General features: G+C 67.1%; 19 protein-coding genes. 10 read left to right on the forward strand and 9 right to left on the reverse strand.

Annotated features, from left to right (window positions below):
- On the forward strand, positions 1-1,573 hold a 1,573-nt coding region (locus tag VFG33_RS10510), incomplete at its 5' end, for an MMPL family transporter (protein ID WP_325024967.1).
- Here VFG33_RS10510 and galE read toward each other — a convergent pair.
- On the reverse strand, positions 1,570-2,523 hold the full coding sequence (galE, locus tag VFG33_RS10515) for a UDP-glucose 4-epimerase GalE (protein WP_325024969.1): 954 nt from the start codon (positions 2,521-2,523) through the stop codon (positions 1,570-1,572). The genes VFG33_RS10510 and galE overlap by 4 nt on opposite strands.
- Here galE and VFG33_RS10520 point away from each other — a divergent pair.
- From VFG33_RS10520 to VFG33_RS10535, 4 genes are all read left to right on the forward strand, one after another.
- Complete coding sequence (locus tag VFG33_RS10520) at positions 2,522-3,358, forward strand: tyrosine-protein phosphatase (RefSeq protein WP_325024972.1); 837 nt, start codon at positions 2,522-2,524, stop codon at positions 3,356-3,358. The two genes, galE and VFG33_RS10520, sit on opposite strands and share 2 nt — an antisense overlap.
- A gap of 93 nt (positions 3,359-3,451) precedes the next feature.
- The gene (locus VFG33_RS10525) at positions 3,452-3,946 is read left to right on the forward strand and encodes a beta-class carbonic anhydrase (RefSeq protein WP_325024974.1); all 495 of its coding nucleotides are present in this window, start codon (positions 3,452-3,454) and stop codon (positions 3,944-3,946) included.
- A 120-nt stretch (positions 3,947-4,066) separates the two neighbouring features.
- Positions 4,067-4,957: an ABC transporter permease gene (locus tag VFG33_RS10530; protein ID WP_325024976.1), complete on the forward strand. Its 891-nt coding sequence runs from the start codon at positions 4,067-4,069 to the stop codon at positions 4,955-4,957.
- Positions 4,944-5,753 (forward strand): ABC transporter ATP-binding protein, encoded by an 810-nt coding sequence (locus VFG33_RS10535; protein WP_325024978.1) that lies wholly within the window; start codon positions 4,944-4,946, stop codon positions 5,751-5,753. The genes VFG33_RS10530 and VFG33_RS10535 overlap by 14 nt, the downstream gene beginning before the upstream one ends.
- A 127-nt stretch (positions 5,754-5,880) precedes the next feature.
- Here the strand turns inward: VFG33_RS10535 and VFG33_RS10540 are convergent, their stop codons facing one another.
- Genes VFG33_RS10540 through VFG33_RS10550 form a run of 3 tightly spaced genes read right to left on the reverse strand, consistent with a single transcriptional unit; the run spans position 5,881 to position 8,897 of the window.
- A complete protein-coding gene (locus VFG33_RS10540) occupies positions 5,881-6,405 on the reverse strand; it encodes an AAA family ATPase (RefSeq protein ID WP_325024980.1) in 525 nt (174 codons plus the stop codon).
- 7 nt (positions 6,406-6,412) lie between these two features.
- Entirely contained in the window at positions 6,413-7,426 is a 1,014-nt protein-coding gene (locus tag VFG33_RS10545) for a glycosyltransferase family 2 protein (RefSeq protein ID WP_325024982.1), read from the reverse strand.
- A gap of 7 nt (positions 7,427-7,433) precedes the next feature.
- Positions 7,434-8,897 (reverse strand): LCP family protein, encoded by a 1,464-nt coding sequence (locus VFG33_RS10550; protein WP_325024984.1) that lies wholly within the window; start codon positions 8,895-8,897, stop codon positions 7,434-7,436.
- A gap of 383 nt (positions 8,898-9,280) precedes the next feature.
- Between VFG33_RS10550 and VFG33_RS10555 the strand changes: the two genes are divergently transcribed.
- From VFG33_RS10555 to VFG33_RS10565, 3 genes are all read left to right on the forward strand, one after another.
- Positions 9,281-10,132 (forward strand): S1 family peptidase, encoded by an 852-nt coding sequence (locus VFG33_RS10555; RefSeq protein ID WP_325024986.1) that lies wholly within the window; start codon positions 9,281-9,283, stop codon positions 10,130-10,132.
- 105 nt (positions 10,133-10,237) lie between these two features.
- Positions 10,238-12,310 carry a spermine/spermidine synthase domain-containing protein gene (locus VFG33_RS10560; RefSeq protein ID WP_325024988.1) on the forward strand — a complete coding sequence of 691 codons (2,073 nt, stop codon included), beginning with the start codon at positions 10,238-10,240 and terminating at the stop codon, positions 12,308-12,310.
- Complete coding sequence (locus VFG33_RS10565; RefSeq protein ID WP_325024990.1) at positions 12,303-12,938, forward strand: class I SAM-dependent methyltransferase; 636 nt, start codon at positions 12,303-12,305, stop codon at positions 12,936-12,938. Before VFG33_RS10560 ends, VFG33_RS10565 begins: the two co-directional genes overlap by 8 nt.
- On the opposite strand, the gene VFG33_RS10570 is transcribed toward VFG33_RS10565, so the two are convergent.
- The 3 genes from VFG33_RS10570 to VFG33_RS10580 form a co-directional block, all read right to left on the reverse strand.
- Positions 12,939-13,886, reverse strand: coding sequence for a hypothetical protein (locus VFG33_RS10570; protein WP_325024992.1), 948 nt, complete (start codon positions 13,884-13,886; stop codon positions 12,939-12,941). It abuts the gene before it with no gap.
- Positions 13,887-13,985: 99 nt separating this feature from the next.
- Entirely contained in the window at positions 13,986-14,300 is a 315-nt protein-coding gene (locus VFG33_RS10575) for an AzlD domain-containing protein (protein ID WP_325024994.1), read from the reverse strand.
- Entirely contained in the window at positions 14,297-14,998 is a 702-nt protein-coding gene (locus tag VFG33_RS10580; RefSeq protein WP_325024996.1) for an AzlC family ABC transporter permease, read from the reverse strand. Before VFG33_RS10580 ends, VFG33_RS10575 begins: the two co-directional genes overlap by 4 nt.
- Before the next feature lie 69 nt (positions 14,999-15,067).
- Between VFG33_RS10580 and VFG33_RS10585 the strand changes: the two genes are divergently transcribed.
- The gene (locus tag VFG33_RS10585) at positions 15,068-15,622 is read left to right on the forward strand and encodes a helix-turn-helix domain-containing protein (protein WP_325024998.1); all 555 of its coding nucleotides are present in this window, start codon (positions 15,068-15,070) and stop codon (positions 15,620-15,622) included.
- Here the strand turns inward: VFG33_RS10585 and VFG33_RS10590 are convergent.
- Positions 15,619-16,449, reverse strand: coding sequence for an SAM-dependent methyltransferase (locus VFG33_RS10590; RefSeq protein ID WP_325025000.1), 831 nt, complete (start codon positions 16,447-16,449; stop codon positions 15,619-15,621). The genes VFG33_RS10585 and VFG33_RS10590 overlap by 4 nt on opposite strands.
- A 156-nt stretch (positions 16,450-16,605) precedes the next feature.
- Here VFG33_RS10590 and VFG33_RS10595 point away from each other — a divergent pair, with 156 nt between their 5' ends.
- Positions 16,606-17,484 (forward strand): Sco1979 family transcriptional regulator, encoded by an 879-nt coding sequence (locus VFG33_RS10595; RefSeq protein WP_524538126.1) that lies wholly within the window; start codon positions 16,606-16,608, stop codon positions 17,482-17,484.
- A gap of 2 nt (positions 17,485-17,486) precedes the next feature.
- On the opposite strand, the gene VFG33_RS10600 is transcribed toward VFG33_RS10595, so the two are convergent.
- Positions 17,487-18,809, reverse strand: a complete 1,323-nt coding sequence (locus VFG33_RS10600) for a hypothetical protein (protein WP_325025002.1) — start codon at positions 18,807-18,809, stop codon at positions 17,487-17,489.
- Positions 18,810-18,979: the final 170 nt, after the last annotated feature.

Below are 18,979 nucleotides of genomic sequence, written 5' to 3' on the forward strand. Positions count from 1 at the left end.
CGGCGTCACGATCGCGACCCTGATCCTCACGGTCGTCGCGACCGGCGTCACCGTCGGCACCGTCGCGCCCGTGCTCGGCTCGATGATCGGCCTCGGGGTCGGCATCGACTACGCGCTCTTCCTCATCACCCGGCACCGCGACTACCTCGCCCAGGGCATGACCGTCGAGGAGTCGGTAGGACGGGCTGTCGCCACGGCCGGTCAGGCAGTCGTGTTCGCAGGCGGCACGGTGGTCATCGCGATCCTCGGTCTCGCCGCGGCCGGCGTACCGTTCCTGACTGCCGGCGGGGTCGCCGTTTCCGTCATCGTGCTGATCATGGTCGTCGCCTCGATCACCTTGCTGCCCGCGTTTCTGGGGCTTGCCGGGCACTGGATCAACCGACTCTCCGTCCGGCGCAATCCCGCCCGGACCAGACCCGCGACAGGCTGGCAGCGGTGGGGCGAGCACGTGTCCAGGCACGCCAAGGTCTACGCCATCGGTGCCACCGTGCTCCTGCTGGGACTGGCCGCCCCGGTGCTGGCCCTACGGGTCGGAACGCCCGACGAAGGCACCCTTCCTCAGCACCGAACGGAACGCCGGGCCTACGACCTCGTCGCCGAAGGCTTCGGTCCTGGCGCCAACGGACCGTTGGTCATCGCTGTCGACATCTCCCAGGACGCGAGCGTGGTCCAGCCCCTCCGTACCGCCATCGCCGCCGACCAAGGGATCGCCAGTACTGCGCCTGCTCAGCTGAACGTGGACGCCGGCGTCGCGACGCTCGTGGCTTTCCCGACGACTGGGCCGCAGGACGACGCAACTGTGGAGACCGTTGAGCGCCTCCGCGCGGAGGTCCTTCCCGCTGTGCTCGGCCAGAGTCCGGCGCGGGCCCACATCGGTGGTCAGACAGCGAGCGCCGCGGATGTCGGCGGCAAGGTCAACGACCGGCTCCCGCTGTTCATCGGTGCGGTGATCCTGCTGTCGTTCCTGCTGCTGACCCTGGTCTTCCGATCGATTCTCGTGCCGCTCAAAGCCGCGCTGCTGAACCTGCTCAGCATCGGCGCCTCGTTCGGCGTGATGGTGATGGTCTTCCAGTGGGGCTGGGGCGCCGACCTGATCGGCCTGGAGTCGACCGTGCCGATCCTCCCCTTCATCCCCATGTTCATGTTCGCGATCCTGTTCGGACTCTCGATGGACTACGAGGTCTTCCTGCTCTCCCGGGTGCGGGAGGAGTACCTGGTCACCGGCGACAGCGACACGTCCGTCGTCCACGGCATCGCCACCACCGGCCGGGTGATCACCTCGGCCGCTCTGATCATGATCTCGGTCTTCTCCGGCTTCATCCTCGGCGACGACCCGACGGCCAAGATGTTCGGACTGGGACTGGCCGTGGCGATCCTGATCGACTCGACCATCGTGCGCATGATCCTGGTGCCGGCCACGATGAAGTTGCTGGGCGACGCCAACTGGTGGATCCCGGGTTGGCTCGACCGCGTGCTGCCGGTGATCGACATCCAGGGTGAAGCAGGCCTGCCCGAGCCCGCCATGGAAGCCGCCGACGAACCCGTCACCGTCAACGAAGGCGCGCTGGTCTAGTTCTTCGGCCAGGACTCCCAGGCCGAGGCGAACATCTCGTCGACCGTGTGGGTGTTCTTCCACTCCAGGTCACGGGCGGCAAGCTCACCTGATGCGACCACGCGGGACGGGTCTCCCGGCCGGCGTGGTCCTTCGGTGGGGGTGAAGTCGATGCCGGTCACGCGGCGGGCCGCATCCATGATCTGGCGGACGGACGTCCCGGTGCCGCTGCCGAGGTTGTAGACCCGCTCGAGCGTCTTGCCCGCGTCCAGCGCCCGGGCCGCGGCCACGTGCGCCCGGGCCAGGTCAGCCACATGCACGTAGTCCTTGACCGATGTGCCGTCCGGCGTCGGGTGGTCGGTGCCGTAGATCTGCGGGATCTTCCCCTGCGTCAGCAGGTTGCAGACGATCGGGAACAGGTTGTACGGGCTCGCGTCGTACACCTTCGGATCACCCGAGCCGACCACGTTGAAGTACCGCAGCGACGTGTGGTGCAAGGTGACGGCTTTCGCCTGGTCCGCGAGGAGCCACTCTCCGACGAGCTTGGTCTCGCCGTACGGGCTCTGCGGGTCGGGTGCCGTCTGCTCGGTGACGATCTCGTCCTTCGGGGTGCCGTAGACGCCCGCGCTGGAGGAGAAGACGATGCTGGTGACGCCCGTGTCGGCCATCGCGTTCAGCAGCGAGACCATCGCGGACACGTTCTGCGTGTAGGTGTGCATCGGCCGCTCGACCGACACCCCGGCGTACTTGTAACCGGCCAGGTGCACGACGCCGCTGACGCCGTCCAGCGTCTTGCGGACCACGTCGGTGTCGAGCAGGTTCGCCTCCACGAACGGCACCCCCTCGACCAGGAACTCGGCCTTCCCACTGGACAGATCGTCGATGACAACAACATCGATCCCATCCGCGGCGAACGCGCGCACCACATGCGCCCCGATGTACCCAGCACCACCAGTCACAAGCCATGTCATGCCCGCAATCCTCTCACTGCCCCTCAACCACCCGCGCCACCCGTACTGTCTGAATTCCTTCCCCACCCCCACCGCCCCGGTCTGCCGCCATGATTCCTGTGGGATCAACTTGGAGGGGTTTGTGAGTCGTCATCTGGAGTGGCCGGACTGTCGGAATGTGCGGGATCTGGGTGGGCTGCCGACCGGTGGGGGTGGACGGATTCGCGAGGGGGTGTTGATTCGGGCGGACAGTTTGCAGTACTTGTCTGCCGAGGGGGTTGCGGCGGTACGGCGGGCCGGGGTTGGTCGCATTCTTGATTTGCGGGGGGATCGGGAGACCGCGGAGTACCCGACGCCGTTCTCCGGGGATCCGGTCGGGATGCGGGTTCCTGTGCAGGATCCGGCTGATCCGGCGGATTCGTCGCAGTACGAGACCATCGTCGATGCCTGTATCGGCATGCTGGATCGGCATCCGGAGCTGTTCGCCGCCGCGGTGGCCGCGATCGTCGAGGCTCCTGACGGTGCGGTGGTCGTGCATTGTCATGGCGGTAAGGACCGCACGGGCATGGTGGTGGCGCTCGCGCTTTCCGTGGCCGGGGTTCCCGAGGACGAGATCATCGCGGACTACTTCGTCACCCAGGAACGGCTCGCCCCTTGGCTGGCGGAGCAACTGGCGGCCGAGCCGGACGAATCCCTGCACGCGGAGATGACCGAGTGGCGAGACACCCGGGCCGGATCGATCGTCGCCATCCTGGACCACCTCGACCGGGTCTACGGCGGCCCTGAGGCGTACCTCCGGCACGGCGGACTCACGCAGTACCAGCTCGACAGCCTCCGCGCCCGGCTGCTGGCCTGAGCAGCGTCCCACGGGATGGGACGCCTCCCCAGGGCGACGGGGAAAAGTTAAGTTTGTGTATCGGCTCACTTGACTTTTTCTGGAGGATGCACGATGAGCGTCACCGATGAGTTGCTGGCCAACGCCGAGCAGTACGCGGCGACCTTCGACAAGGGCGATCTGCCGCTGCCTCCCGGCAAGCACGTCGCCGTGGTCGCGTGCATGGACGCGCGGCTGAACCCGTACGGCCTGCTCGGCCTGTCCGAGGGCGACGCGCACGTGATCCGCAACGCAGGCGGGGTGATCACGGCCGACGAACGCCGCAGTCTGGCGATCAGCCAGCGGCTGCTCGGTACCAAGGAGATCATCCTGATCCACCACACCGACTGCGGCATGCTGACGTTCACCGACGACGAGTTCAAGGCCGGCATCCTGGCCGAGACCGGGCTGAAGCCGGACTGGTCCGCCGAGGCGTTCAGCGACATCGACGAGGACGTCCGGCAGTCGCTGCAGCGGATCGCCGCGGACCCGTTCATCCCGGTCAAGGATTCGGTCCGGGGCTTCGTCTACGAGGTCGAAACTGGACGGCTGCGCGAAGTGAAGAACTGACCGCGATCGCTGTGTCACCGAGAGAATCCGGTGACACAGCGTGCCGGGTCAGGGGGTACTGAAACGGTTCAGAGCGCGCCGATGTCTTATCCGGGACGCGGGCCCAGTAGATTGGCCCGCATGTCAACCGCCGCCGAGTCGGCCAAGACCGCTGAACTAGCGGCAATGGCCGAGCGCTATGGGTTGTCCAGGAGTTCGGCACGACCGCTGCTCCGGACCTACCTTCGTGACCTGTGGGGCCGTCGCCAGTTCATCGTCAGCTACGCCCGGGCCCGCACCTATGCCGTCTACGCGGGGGCCCGGCTGGGCTCGATCTGGCAGATCCTCACCCCGCTGCTGAACGCAGGCGTCTACTACCTGGCGTTCGGCGTCCTGCTCGGTACCAAGAACGGCATCCCGAACTACGCCTCGTACCTGATCTGCGGCATGTTCGTGTTCACGTACACGCAGCGCTCGATGACCGAGGGATCCCGCGCGATCTCGGCGAACATGTCGCTGATCCGCACCCTGCACTTCCCGCGCGCCACCCTGCCGCTGGCCTATGTGGTCAACGAGCTGAACCAGATGTTCCTCTCGATGGGCGTGCTGTTCCTGCTGGTCGGTTTCACCACCGGACCGGACTTGCGCTGGTTCCTGCTGATCCCGGCGCTGTTCCTGCAGACACTGTTCAACATCGGCGCCACCCTGGTCTTCGCCCGGCTCGGCGCCTTCCTGAGCGACATCAGCCAACTGCTGCCGTTCATCACCCGGACCTGGCTGTACGCGTCCGGCATCTTCTTCTCGATCCCGGCCAAGCTGGAAGGGCTGGACGCCCCGGGCTGGGTGATCCACGTTCTGTCGCTCAACCCGATCTCGGCCTACATCGACATCGCCCGCCGCGCGGTGCTGGAGGAGCACACGGCGAACCAGCTTCCGAACGCGTGGAAGATCTCGATCGCCTGGGCCGCGATCTCCCTGATCGGTGGATTCATCTACTTCTGGCGTGCGGAGGACAGGTATGGCCGTGGCTGAGACGGCAGCTCCGACTCCGGCGGCTCCGGCCCCGGCGTCCGATGGTGTCCCCACAGTGATCGCCGACAACGTCAACATCATCTACAAGGTGACGGCAGGCTCGGGCGGCAAAGGTACTGCGGCCAGCGCGTTCCGGCGGATCCTCAAACGCCAGGACCGGCCGACCATCCGCGAGGTGCACGCGGTCAAGAACGTCAGCTTCACCGCGTACAAGGGCGACGCGATCGGCCTGATCGGCCGCAACGGCTCCGGCAAGTCGACCCTGCTCCGGGCGATCGCCGGCCTGCTGCCGCCCGCCACCGGCGCGATCTACACCGGCGGCCAGCCGTCCCTGCTGGGCGTCAACGCGGCGATGATGAACGACCTCACCGGCGACCGGAACGTGGTGCTGGGCTGCCTGGCGATGGGCATGAGCGCCGCCGAGATCGACGAGCGCTACGGCGACATCGTCGAGTTCTCCGGCATCGGCGACTTCATCGACCTGCCGATGTCGACGTACTCGTCCGGCATGTCGGCCCGGCTGAAGTTCGCGATCGCCTCGGCGAAGACGCACGACATCCTGCTGGTCGACGAGGCCCTGGCCACTGGCGACGCCGAGTTCCGGGTCCGCTCGGAGCAGAAGATCAAGCAACTCCGCGACGAGGCGGGCACGGTCTTCCTGGTCAGCCACAGCCTCGACGTCGTCCTGGACACCTGCAACCGCGCCATCTGGCTCGACAAGGGCGCCATGAAGATGGACGGCGACGTCAAAGAGGTAGTAGAGGCCTACAACCTAGAAGCCACCGGCAAACGCTAAAGGCATCAGCTCCGCAGCTCCTCCGTCGCGGCTCGCGGTGGTGAGGGTCGCTGTCACCTAGACGCGCACTGCCAGCGGGCACGGTCGCTGTCACGTAGACGCGCACTGCCAGCGGGCACGGTCGCCGTCACGTAGACGCGCGGTTCCAGTGGGTGAGGACGGCGGCGGCTACGTCGTCGATGGTTCGGCCGGCGGTGTTGATCGAGTAGTCGCTGACGTCGTCAGCGACTAGCTGGGCGGACAGTTCGGAGGCGCGGGCGACGAGGTTGGCGAGGTCGGCGCCGTCCTCGCGACCGCGATCATGAATCCGTTGCGCAAGCTCGGCATCCGGGGCGTCGAGGCGGCAGATCACGACTGGTCCTCTGGTCGCTTCCTCGAGCTGTCGCCGCTCGCGCTGGTTCTCGACGACGCCTGCAACGATGAGGCGTTTGCTGCCCGCCTGCACGTAGTTCGACCACACCGCAGCCAGGTTGGTCGCCTTCAATCGCGACTGGTGCGGGTCGTCGTCTGGCGCCGGCCATGCCGCGCCGAGTAGGTCGAGGTCTGCGAACGCAGGCGCCTGTCCGAGATCGGTACAGCGATCGAAGACCCGCCACCCGACGGAGGTCTTCCCGACCCCGGGTGGACCGGAGAGCACGAGAGCCGATGACACTTGCAGGCTAGGTGGCTTGGGTTGGGGCTGGGCGCTCTTGGAGGCCGATGATGAAGCCCAGGCCCCAGGAGATGTGCATGGTGGCTATCACCAGGGGCAGCCAGAAGAGGGCTTTCCAGGGGAGGTAGCGGCCTTCCATCATCGAGCCCAGGATCAGGGCGAAGGCGTAGCCGACGGGGGCCAGGAAGCCCAGGTCGAGCAGGCTGCTGCCGGTCGCGAGGCCGATGATGCCGACGATGGTGCCGAGGGTCAGCAGGCCGACCGCGACCGGCGGGGCCAGGTAGCGCTTGCTCGCCGTTTCCGGGTGCCGCCTGATCACCTCGCGCCGCCACTGGCCGGTGTGGAAGAACTGCTTCGCGACCGCCGACAGCGACGAGCGCGGCCGGTACGTCACCGACAGGTCCGGGCTGAACCAGATCAGCCCGCCGGTCTTGCGAATCCGGTAGTTGAGCTCCCAGTCCTGCGCCCGATGCATCGACTCGTCGAACCCGCCGACCCGCTCCAGCGCAGTACGGCGGAACACTCCGAGGTACACCGTGTCCGCGGGACCGGCCTTGCCGCCCTGGTGGAACGTGGACGCACCAAGGCCGAGCCGCGACCGATAAGCACAAGCAACGGCCATCTCAATAGGCGTGCGCCCCTCGGCCGCCATCACGCCGCCGACGTTGTCCGCGCCACTGTCCTGCAGTACTTCGACCGCGCGGGCGATGTAGCCCTGCGTCAGTACTCCGTGCCCGTCCACCCGGGCGACGATGTCGTGCCGGGCATTCGAGATCCCCAGGTTCAGCCCGGCCGGGGTCTTCCCGGTCGGGTTCGCCACGATGGTGATCCGCTTGTCGGCCTCGGCCAGCCGCTCGGCGATCTCCTCGGTCCGGTCCTTGCTCGGTCCGACGGCGAGCACGACCTCCAGCTCGCCGGGATATTCCTGGTCGAGGACGCGGCCGACCGCTTCCTCCAGGTGGCGTTCCTCGTTCAGGACAGGCATCACGACGGAGACCGGGGGCCAAGAGGACAGGGACATGTTCAGGTCAGGCCTTACAGATCGAAGCGACGTCGTCGACGTCGGGGGTGGGTTTGGACGGTGTGCTGCCGGGCTTGGCCGGGGTGGTCGCTTTCTTCGTGGGCACGCTACTCGGTGTGTTCGACTTCTTACCGTCCCCGTCCTCGGCCGCCTTGTCCAGCGCTTCGGACTTTCCGACCGCCTCGGCGACCTTGGTACGGACCAGGTCGAAGTCCGGATCGCCGGTGTTGATCAACGGCGGGACCGGCGAGAAGCTTGACACCGGGAGCTTCTTCGAGTCCAGCGCGAGGTCGGTGAAGGTTCCCAGGTCTCCGGCCGGGATGTCGGTCTGGACGACCTCCTTGCTGGCGGCCGCGATGCCCTGGAACTTGGTCAGCACCTTCTGGGGCGACAGCTGGTTCAGCATCGCCGTCATCACGCACTTCTGCCGGGTCATCCGCTCGTAGTCTGTCGCACCGGCCCGCGATCGCGCGAACCACATCGCGTGGTAGCCGTCCAGGTGCTGGTTCTTGCCGGGCTGGATGTACCCCTTGATCGGCCCGCCGACACCGCCGATCGGCACCTTCTTGCCGACGTCGAGGGTGATCCCGCCGACCGCGTTCAGCAGGTGCTGGAAGCCGGCGATGTCGATCAGCACGTGGTAGTTCACCTTCAGCCCGGTGATCGCCTCGACCGCCTGCCGGGTGGCGAGCAGGCCGGGATCCTTCACCCCGGGGAAGAGTTGCTTGTGTCCCATCGCGTAGGTGTAGACGCCGTTCAGGAAGCAGTTGGCGGCGCAGTTGTCCCAGTGGAAGCCGTTCGGGAACTGCTTGGCCATCGCCGTCCCCGCCGGGAACGGGACCCTGGCCATGTTCCGCGGCAGACCGATCAGGACGGCGCGTCCGGTGTCGGCGTCGATGCTGGCCAGGGTGATGCTGTCCGGCCTGGTGCCGGTCCTGTTCGCGCCGGAGTCGCCACCGAGCAACAGCACGTTGTAGCGGCCCTTCTCGGCCTTCGACTTCTCCCCGTTGCCGAACACACTGGCGATGAAGTCCCGCTGGGCCGAGACGATCGTGCTGCCCCAGAAGAGCGCACCGACGACCACGACCACCAGTACGCCGTCCAGGATGCTCGCAGTCAACCGGTGATTCCGTTGCAGGGTGAGCGGACGGCCCAGTCGGTAGGCGTCCACGAAGAGCGCGGCCCAGCCGATCGCCAGCAGGATCAGCAGGATCTGCACCACGCGCAACGTCTTCGGCGACACCAGTAGGTTGATCGTGCCGGACCGCCAGACCTGCGCCAGCAGGATCAGGAACACGACGATCGCGATCAGGCCGGCGATCACTCGCCACGCGTACCGACCGGCCCGCTTGCTGCCGACGGCGATCTGCGCGGACCCGGGCAGCACCAGGGTCATCAGCAGCAGCGTCAGCGCACGCTTGAACCGAACCGGCTCGCTGAGGTTGCGCAGGTCTGGCTTCTCCTGCGGCATGACGTCCTTCCGTTCTCCGTACGGCGCGCTGCTGCCGGTACTCGGGACGGCGTCTCCCCGTAGCCGGTCGTCGCGACGTTCAGTATGGCCATGGCAGGACGACCACCCTGATCAGGCGCGCCGCCATACCTCTGGTTCACCATCCGCCACCTGGTCAGACGTACCAGGTGGTGCGATGGTTCGAGCCGGGCGGATCCGGAGACGAAGAGTAACAGCCCGCCCACCCGCCGGAGGGAAACCCCTGCGTTGCCCGGTGCCGGGAACTTTCATCCGGTTGTGATGGTCTGGACCGATTCCGATCGGCTACGAAGAGTCCTAGGGTGACTACGCCCTGCTTGCACACCCCCATCGCAAGCATTCCTAGTGAGGACAGGAAACCGCCCATGAGACTGTTCCGTTCCCTGACAATGTCCGCGATCGCGGTCAGTACCGTGCTGCTCGGCGGCAGCCAGGCGCTGGCCGTCGAGACCGCTCCCGACAAACCGGCCCTCGCCGCACCCGGCGCCGATTTCACCGGGATCGCCTCCCTCAGCAACTGTTCTGCCTCGTTGGTCCGGTACGCCGAATCGGCGGCCACCGACAAGGCCCTGGTACTCACCAACGGGCACTGCTACGAAGGCGGGTTCCTGAACCCGGGCCAGGTCCTGGTGAACCGTTCCTCGACCCGCTCGATCACGTTACTGAAGCCGGACTCGAGCCGGGCCGGAACCGTCCGGGCCAGCCGGATCCTCTACGGCACGATGACCAAGACGGACATGATCGTCTACGAGGTGAACGAGACCTACGCCTCCATCAAGACCCGGCTGAACGTCAACCCGCTGACGCTGGCCAAGCAGGGCCCCGCGAACGGCGCCGGGATGGCCGTCGTCTCCGGCTACTGGAAGCGGATCTACACCTGCTCGGTGCAGGCGACGATCCCGCAGTTGCGTGAGGGCGACTGGACCTGGCAGAGCTCGATCAAGTACCGGCAGCCGGGCTGCGAGACGATCGGCGGTACGTCGGGTTCGCCGGTCGTGAGCACCTCCACGGGTGAGGTGATCGGCGTGAACAACACCGGCAACGAGGACGGCCAGCGCTGCACCGTGAACAACCCCTGCGAGGTCGATGCGGCAGGCAACATCACGGTCGACCAGGGCGCCGCCTACGGGCAGCAGACCTGGTGGCTCTACACCTGTCTGACCGCCACCCGAACGATCGATCTGAACAAGGCCGGCTGCCAGCTGCAGAAGCCGTGAGCTGATCACACTCCGCGCCTGGCGACCGTGCTCGCGGTCGCTGGGCGTGGTGTTTTTTGTTGAAAGCTGACGTAGGCCACCGTCGATCAGGTATGGTCGCCGCCCATGGCAGTCGACTCGTCAACGCCCAGCCGGACCACCACGCCCCGCTGGAACAACCCCCTCGGGGTGAAACCGCGCCTGGTCGCGGCCAGCGCGCTGATGCTCTTCCTCGAGCTCGCGCTGATCCGCTGGACCGGTTCGAACGTGGTGCACCTGAGCTGCTTCTCGAACTTCGTGCTGCTGGGCTCGTTCCTCGGCATCGGGATCGGGATCCTGCGGTCCGGCCGGGCGAAGCGCCTGCCGTACTACTCCCCAATCATGCTCGGCCTGCTGGTCGCGGTGATCGCGTGGAAGCCGGTGACGGTCGACCGGGGTACCTCGTCCAGCGTCATCTACTTCACCAGCCTCGACACCACCGGGCCTCCGGTTTGGGTGATCCTGCCGATCGTGTTCATCGCGGCGGCCGTCGTACTGGCCGGTCCCGCGGAGCTGGTCGGGCGGTGCTTCGCCGAGCTGCCCCGGCTGACGGCGTACCGGTTCGACCTGATCGGCAGCCTGATCGGGATCGTCGCGTTCACCGGGCTGTCGTTCCTGGGTGCGCCGCCGATCTGGTGGGGGCTGATCGTCACCATCGGGTTCCTGGCGCTGATGGTGCCGCAGCCGCGCGCGACCGCTGCCGTGCTGAGTGGTGCGCTGGTCCTGACGCCGATGCTGGTGATGCTCGGCGTGCTCTTCCACGAGTCCACCCGGCCCGAGAACAGCTGGTCGCCGTACTACAAGGTGCAGACGGCCACGTCGTCGTTCGAGAACACGCCGTTGCTGACGATCACCGTCAACGGGGTTCCCCACCAGCAGGCCATTCCGGCGGAGAAGCGGTTGCAGTGGGAGCCGCAGTACGGAACGCCGTACGAGCGGGCCGTGGCAGGGAAGCAACCTGGCAACGTGCTCATCATCGGGGCGGGCAGCGGCACCGACGTCGCGATCGCGTTGAGCAAGGGCGCCAAGCACGTCGACGCGGTCGAGATCGATCCGCGGATCCGCGACATCGGTCGCGAGAGCAACCCGGATCACTCCTACCAGGACCCGCGGGTGACGTCGCACATCGACGACGGGCGGGCGTTCCTGTCCCGGACGGACAAGAAGTACGACCTGATCCTGCTGGCGCTGCCGGACTCGCTGACACTGGTGAACGGCGCGAGTTCGCTGCGGCTGGAGAGCTACCTGTTCACCCAGCAGGCGTTCGAGAGTGCGAAGGAGCACCTCGCGCCCGGCGGTGCGTTCGCGATGTACAACTACTACCGCGAGACCTGGCTGATCGACCGGCTCGCCTCGACCGCGGAGCAGGCGTTCGGGCACAAGCCGTGTGTGGACAAGGTTGGCGACAACCTGCAGCAGGCAGTGGTGACGGTCGGGCTCACCGAAGCCGACCAGACCTGCGCGACGGCGTGGGCCGGGACGACCTCGATCACCCCGCCGCCGGCGACGGACAACCGGCCGTTCCTGTACTTGTTCACCGACCGGATCCCGTCGCTCTACCTGGTCACGCTCGCGTTGGTCCTGCTCGCGGGAATCATCGGGGTCGGGATCGCGGGCGGCGGATCGTCGTACCGGCGGATGCGGCCGTATGCGGATCTGTTCCTGCTCGGTGCGGGATTCATGTTGCTGGAGACGAAGAGCATCACCGGCTTCGCGTTGCTGTTCGGTACTACGTGGGTGGTGAACGCGATCGTGTTCGCCGGCGTGCTGGTCGCAGTACTGGCTGCCGTCGAAGTGACGCGGAAGTTCAAGACGCCACCTTTGAAGGTGATGTACGTCGTGTTGTTCGGCGGGTTGCTGCTGAGCTGGGTCTTCCCGGACAGCTGGTTGCTCTCGATGCCGATCGGGTTGCGCGCGCTGGTCGCCGTACTGGTCGCGTTCATGCCGATCTTCGCGGCCAACGTGATCTTCGCCAAGCGGTTCACCGACACCGCCGACGGCACAGCCAGCTTCGGCGCCAACCTCCTCGGCGCGATGCTCGGAGGCTGCCTCGAATACGCCGCCCTCATCATCGGCTTCGACGGCCTCCTCATCATCGCCGCCCTCCTCTACCTGGGCGCCTTCCTCCTCAGACCAAAAGCACTGACCACTAGTGCTTGAGGATTACTACCGCGAGCGTGCGCCGGAGTACGACGCGATCTACGCAAAGCCTGAGAGGCAAGAGGATCTGGGGCGCTTGCGGGCGTTGCTGGTGGAGCTCGTCGCCGGGAAGTCGGTGCTGGAGGTTGCCGCGGGCACCGGCTATTGGACGACCGCGCTGTCTACGTCAGCGCGTTCGATCGTCGCGACCGACCTGAACGACGAGACGCTGGAGATCGCCCGGTCGCGGCGCTACGGGCCGGGCGAGGTGTCGTTCCAGACTGCGGATGCGTACGCGGTGCAGGAGGTGCCGGGCGCGTTCGACGTGATCTTCGCTGGGTTTTTCTGGTCGCATGTACTGCGGGACGACGTGCCGCGGTTCGCGCGGGTACTGGCTGGTCGCGTGGCGCCGGGTGGTGTGGTGGTGCTTGCGGACAACAGGTATGTCGAGGGCAGCAGTCAGCCGATCACCCAAACCACCGAAGCCGGCGACACGTATCAGCGTCGCCGGCTCGCGGACGGGCGGGAGTTCGAAGTACTGAAGAACTTTCCGGACCGGGATCAGGTGGTCGGCGATCTCTCGCCGGTGGCAGCCGAGGTCCGGTACACGGAGCTGACCTACTTCTGGCTGGCGACCTTCACCACCTGATCAGCTGTCCTTAGGCGGCGCCGCCTGGTCCGGCGGCGTCGGCCAACGCGGGTCCACGCCACCCGGCGGGGGCTCCACCGAATCCGGGCTCTTCGAAGCAGCCGCATCGGCAGGACCGGTGGGCCAGCGTGGGTCCACGCCACCGGGCGGGGGCTCTACCGAGTCTGGGCTCTTCGCGTCTTGGGGGCTGGTTGGCCAGCGTGGGTCGACGCTGCCGGGTGGGGGGAAGCCTGAGTTCGGGTAGCTCGGTGGCGGGGGGTTCTGCGGTGGGTAGGTTGCGCCCGGTGGTGGGTAGCTCTGTTGTGGGTAGTTCTGGGGTGGGTAGTTCTGTTGCGGGTAGCCCGGGCCTGAGGGTGGGTAGCCGGGGAACGTGGGGCCGGCTGGGTAGCCGGGGCCGGCTGGGAAGGTGTTGCCTGGGTAGGCGCCTGCGCGCTTGGCCCGGCGGGTTTTCACTGTGCTCACGATGATCAGGACCACGCCGACGGCGAAGAAGAGCAGGAAGGACCCGATCGCGGCGATGATCGACCCGACGAACGCACCCAGCGACAGCCGCGGCCCGACCGCGTAGGTCGCGCCGGTCTCGTCGTCCAGGCAGGAGACCGCGAAGGTCCCCGGCACTCGGTCGACCGAGTTCGCCACTACATACCAGGTGTCGTCGTTCAGAGTGATCGACGTGTCGGTGGTCGGCTCCTCGAGCGGAACGTCGTTGCCGCTCTCGTCCTTCGCCTCGCACGGCGGTCGCAGTACCGGGATGGACGAGAAGATCGTGAACCCGTCGCTGTCCACCTGCACCGGACCGTTGTCGATCGGTTCCGGCGCCTCCGGCACGTTCGCGACCGCTCGCCAGACGAAGAACGCGCTCAGCACGATACCGATGACGAAGCTGGCGACCGCCAGCCAGATCAAGGTCCGGCTCGGCGCCGTGGGTTGCCCCGGATAACTGGTCATGACCGAACGCTAGCGCCCGAAGCGGGGCCTCGGGCCGGAATACCTGCGAAGTTGGGCGATCGCGGGCGGAATACTGCCCACGATCGCCCGAAAGCGCAGTCACGGTACGCCGAGCAGCCGCAATCCGGCCGCTGTGGCTGCCGCGGCGACAACCACCAGCACGAACGGCGCCCGCCGCCACGCCAGTACGCCGCCGACCAGTACTCCGGCCGGCCGCGCGATCCCGGCGTGACCGGATCCGTCGGTCAGTGCCGCGGTCGCCACCAGCGCGGCGAGCAGCACGACCGCGGCAGCAGCGAGCACCTGCTGCGCCCGCTCAGGCAGTTCGAACCGGCTCCGCATCAGCGGTCCCGCCAACCGCAACGAAAAGGTGCCTACGGCAAGCACCAGGATCCCGACCAGCAACAGACTCATCCCACAAGCTCCGGACTCGGCTTCGCGGCTGGGCGGTAGAACAGCAATCCCACCAGCGCAAACAGGACCGGCAACCCGGCCGGCAAGAACGGCGTCGCCACCAGCGCGGCCCCAGCTCCAACCAGGGCAGCGGTCCGGGTCGATCGATCACGCACCGCGGGCAGAACCAGTGCAAGCAGGACCGCCGGGAACGCCGCGTCCAGCCCGAACACGTCCGTGTCAGTGATCACCGAACCCGCCAGCGCCCCGATCACCACCCCGACATTCCAACTGACAAAGATCCCGATCCCGCACGCCCAGTACGCCGCCCGCTTCCTGGCCAGTTCTTCTTGCCCGAGCGCGAAGGCGACGTTCTCGTCCGTCATCAGATGGCTGCCCGGCAGTCGCCGCCACCCGTTCCCGATCACCTCGCTGATCGCCAGCCCGAACGCAACGTGCCGTGTGTTCACCAGCAGCCCGGCGATGGTCGCCGCGATCGGGCTCCCACCGGCCGCGACGATGCCGACGAAGAGGAACTGCGACGCGCCGGCGAACACCAGGATCGACAACACCACCGGAACCCACAGCTGGAGTCCCCCGCCGACGCTGATCGCGCCGTACGAAAGGCCGACGATGCCGTCGGCGAGGCAGACCAGCGCGATGTCCCGCGCCAGGCCCCGATCCAACGCCAGGCCGCTTGTTCGCCATATCGAACGCATGGGTTTTATGATGAACAAACACCAGCCTGTTCGTCAAGTCGAACAGACGGACCGATGGAGCGAACGCCGATGGACACCAAGGCACCACTCGACGTGATCGCGGGATCCCTGCGCCGCGAGCGCACCCGGACCGGCCTGTCCCTGACCGAGCTCGCGAAGCGGGCCGGCATCGCCAAGTCGACGTTGTCGCAGCTGGAGTCCGGCACCGGCAATCCCAGCGTGGAAACACTCTGGGCGCTCTGTGTGGCGCTGGGGATCCAGTTCGCCGACCTGATCGAACCGCCGCGGCCCAAGGTCCAGGTGATCCGCGCCGACGAAGGCCCGGCGATCTACTCCGAGCATGCGGACTACAGCGCCACCCTGGTCGCGTCCTCTCCACCGAACGCGCGCCGCGACCTCTACCGGATCAAGGTCGCTCCCGGTCCGGGCCGTGAATCCCAGCCGCACATGCCAGGCACGATCGAACACGTAGTACTCAGCAGCGGCCGGGCCCTGATCGGCCCCGCGGACGAGCCAGTGGAACTCGGCCCGGGTGACTACGTCGTCTACCCGGGCGACGTCCCCCATCTCTTCCGCGCGCTCACGCCCGCCACCACCGCAGTACTGGTGTCTGAGACGAGTTAGGGCTTGCGGGCGACGCCGCCCGCGATGCACTCCTCTACCTGGTTGAGCGGCGTGACCCGCGGGCCGTCCGGCCACCACTCGTCGCAGAGCGCCAGGCCGGGCTCGACCAACTCGAGATCACCGAACATCGCCGTGATCTGCTCACGGGTGCGGAACACGCCGCTGCCCATCGGGCTGTGGGTGAACTTGTCCTCCATCGCCCGCGCGATCTCGGAGTGCTCCGGCGTCTCCGGGTCCAGGAAGTGCGCGATCACGACGTACGAGCCGGGCGCGAGGGCGTCGGTGTACTTCTTCATCACCTCGGGGCCGTCGTCGCCGAGGTAGTGATGCAGCGTGCCGTTGTGGATCAGCGCGATCGGCTTGGAGAAGTCCAGGAACTCCCGGACCTCCGGCTTGGCCAGCACCTCGTCCGGCGAAAAGATGTCCGCGCTGATGAACAGCGTGTTGTCGTTCTCCTCCAGCAACGCGCGGCCGTGCGCCAGCACCACCGGATCGTTGTCGATGTAGAGCACCTTCGCGTCCGGCTGTAGCCGCTGGACCACCTGGTGGGTGTTCTCCGCGGTCGGCAGACCCGAGCCGCAGTCCAGGTACTGCGTGATGCCCGCCTGACCGGCCAGGAACCGGCAGGCCCGGATCAGGAAGTTCCGGTTCGACCAGGCCAGGTCGTTCACCTGGGGCGCCACGGTGGCCACCTGGCGCAGTACTTCCCGGTCGATCTCGAAGTTGTCCTTGCCGTTCAGGGCGGCGTCGTACACCCGGGCGATGCTGGCCCTGGTGGTGTCGACGCCGACAGGGACGGAACTGGGAGCCACGGTGGCATCGGGCATCGGCGACCTCGCAACGGCAGACTCGGATGGTGAACCCGAGCCTACTCAAGGTAGGGGGCTCAAATCACACCGCGTAGCGAGTCGGGACTCGGCAAGTGAGGGCCGGGCGTGAAAGATCTCCTCTCGGGCACGGATCACGTTGGGGAGGCGGCCGCGGTGACGGAGGAGCAGGGCGCGCTCGGCGGCCCGACGGCTCTGCGGATCATGCTCGGCGCCCACCTCCGCCGGATGCGCGAGGACGCGAACATCAGCCGCTCCGACGCGGGCTGGGCGATCCGCGGCTCCGAGTCCAAGATCAGCCGGCTCGAGCTCGGCCGGGTCGGCTTCAAGACCCGCGACGTCGACGACCTGCTCACCCTCTACAAGCTCGCCGATCCCGAGGAACGCGCGCGTCTGCTCGACCTTGCCCAGCAGGCGAACAATCCGGGCTGGTGGCAACGGTACGACGACCTGACGCCGAGCTGGTTCCACTCCTACCTCGGGCTCGAGGTGGCCGCCGACCTGATCCGTACCTTCGAGGTCCAGTTCGTTCCCGGGCTGTTGCAGACGCCGGAGTACGCGCGAGCGGTCACGCAACTCGGCCACGCCGAGGCGCCGCTGCCGACGGCGGAGGTGGAACGGCTGGTCGCGCTGCGGGTCTCCCGCCAAGAGATCCTGACGCGGACGAAGCCGGCCCGCTTGTGGGCAGTGATCGACGAGGCCGCGCTCCGTCGCCCGATCGGCGGCCAGGCCGTACTGCGGGACCAACTGGAGCACCTGGTCGAACTGGCCAGACAACCGAACATCACCCTGCAGATCATCCCGTTCAGCGCGGGCGGTTACGCGGCCACCGGCGGTGCGTTCAGCATCCTGCGGTTCTCGGACACCGACCTGCCCGACATCGTCTACATCGAGCACCTCACCAGCGCCGTCTACCTGGACAAGCGCGAGGACCTCGACAAGTACGTCGTCACCATGGACGCCCTGTCCATCGCCGCCGGCACTCCCCGCGAAACCGAGAACGTGCTCACCACCATCATCAAAACCCTCGACTGACCTCAGCTGGTCGTGAGCACGAACGTCGGCGACACCTGCCAGGCCACGGACCGGCCGGCGAAAGTGAAGCTCGGCACCAGGAAGCGGTACGCGAACCGCCCTCGCTGAGTAGCCGTGAACGTGTACGACCCCGAGCCACTCTTCAAGTCGACCCACTTCAGATCACGCCAGGCCACTCCATCCCAACGCTGCAAGGTGGTTCTGACATTCGCAGCCGGCGAGATCCGCAGTTGCGCGGTAACCCGTTGGCCCATCGTCGCAGTCGAGTCGGTGAACCCGGCCGAGAGCACGCGAGCCCGAGCCAACGTGGTCACGACCCCACTGGTCACTCCCGCGAGCAGGTAGTGCGGCCCGAAGATGTCCGGTACGACGACCCGGTACTGCCTGGTCTCCAACCCGACGGGAGCAAAGCGGAACGCACTGTCGAAAGGCGCACCGACGCTCGTACTGCGAGTGCTCCCGACCACGTACCACGGTGTCGACGCGTTTGTCCGGGCCTGGAGCACCAGCAGGCGATTGGGGTCCTCATAGGGATAGACCGAGAACGGACCAGGCATGCTGATCAAACCCAGCTTCTGCACGGATCCGGCGATCACCGTCGTCTGCCCATAGCTGACGGCTGACGGGATCGAAAGCTTGGTGAAGCGCTCGCCCTGGACGAACATGCTGTCGGATCCGCCGCCCCACTCGTTGGGTAGCGAGGCGACATCGACCGAGTACGGCGGCGTCCACCGCGGCAGCGTGATCTCAGTGGCCGCGAACGGTTCTCCGAACGGCTGCTTGGAAAGGTACCCAGGCAGAATCACCTGGAGCTGGTAGCGGGCCGGAGGCGCAGGAAGGTCGAGTGGATCGTTCGGGGCCGGGTCGGTCGGCGGCACACCCGCGTCCCACTTCAGCGTCACCAATCTGTCAGCGCCGAGCACCACAGGCCGTAGTACCGGAGCTGGAGTGGGCAACTGGTCGAACGGCTTCGATAGTCCCGGTGGGCTGGTCAGTACTTCGCTCGACGTGCCGATGTAGACGGCGATCCTGACCGCGCCCGCACCGGCCGACGTCAAGGCGATGTCGACCTGGTTCGGCTGCGTGGCGGTGGTGGAGGCAGAGCCGCTCGAGGTCACCACCCCGTCGACGGTCAGCACCTTGAGCTGGTTCGGACGGGACCCCACCTCATCCCAGCTGACCCGGACCGTCGACGTGCTCGGGTCGGCCCAGGCGATCCGCACATTCGTCGGCGCGGGATCGGCAGCCACCCCCGCGGACGCCGGCTGAACCAAGCCGACCGCCGAACCCACTGCCAGCACAAGCATCCCGGTCAGCACACGCATCTGAACCACCTCCGCGAGGCGGAATGCCTCACCTCGCACGATGCGCGCTTCGCCCAGAAAGTTGCGGTTCCCGCGCGGCGACCGGGAACCTCAGGCTGGCCGGCGGTGTCTGTTGGTTGTGGCCACGCAAACCGAACCGACAAGACGCACCGTGTTGAGGCTGGCCGGTG

The sequence above is a fragment of the Kribbella sp. genome (assembly GCF_035687465.1).
Classification (GTDB): domain Bacteria; phylum Actinomycetota; class Actinomycetes; order Propionibacteriales; family Kribbellaceae; genus Kribbella.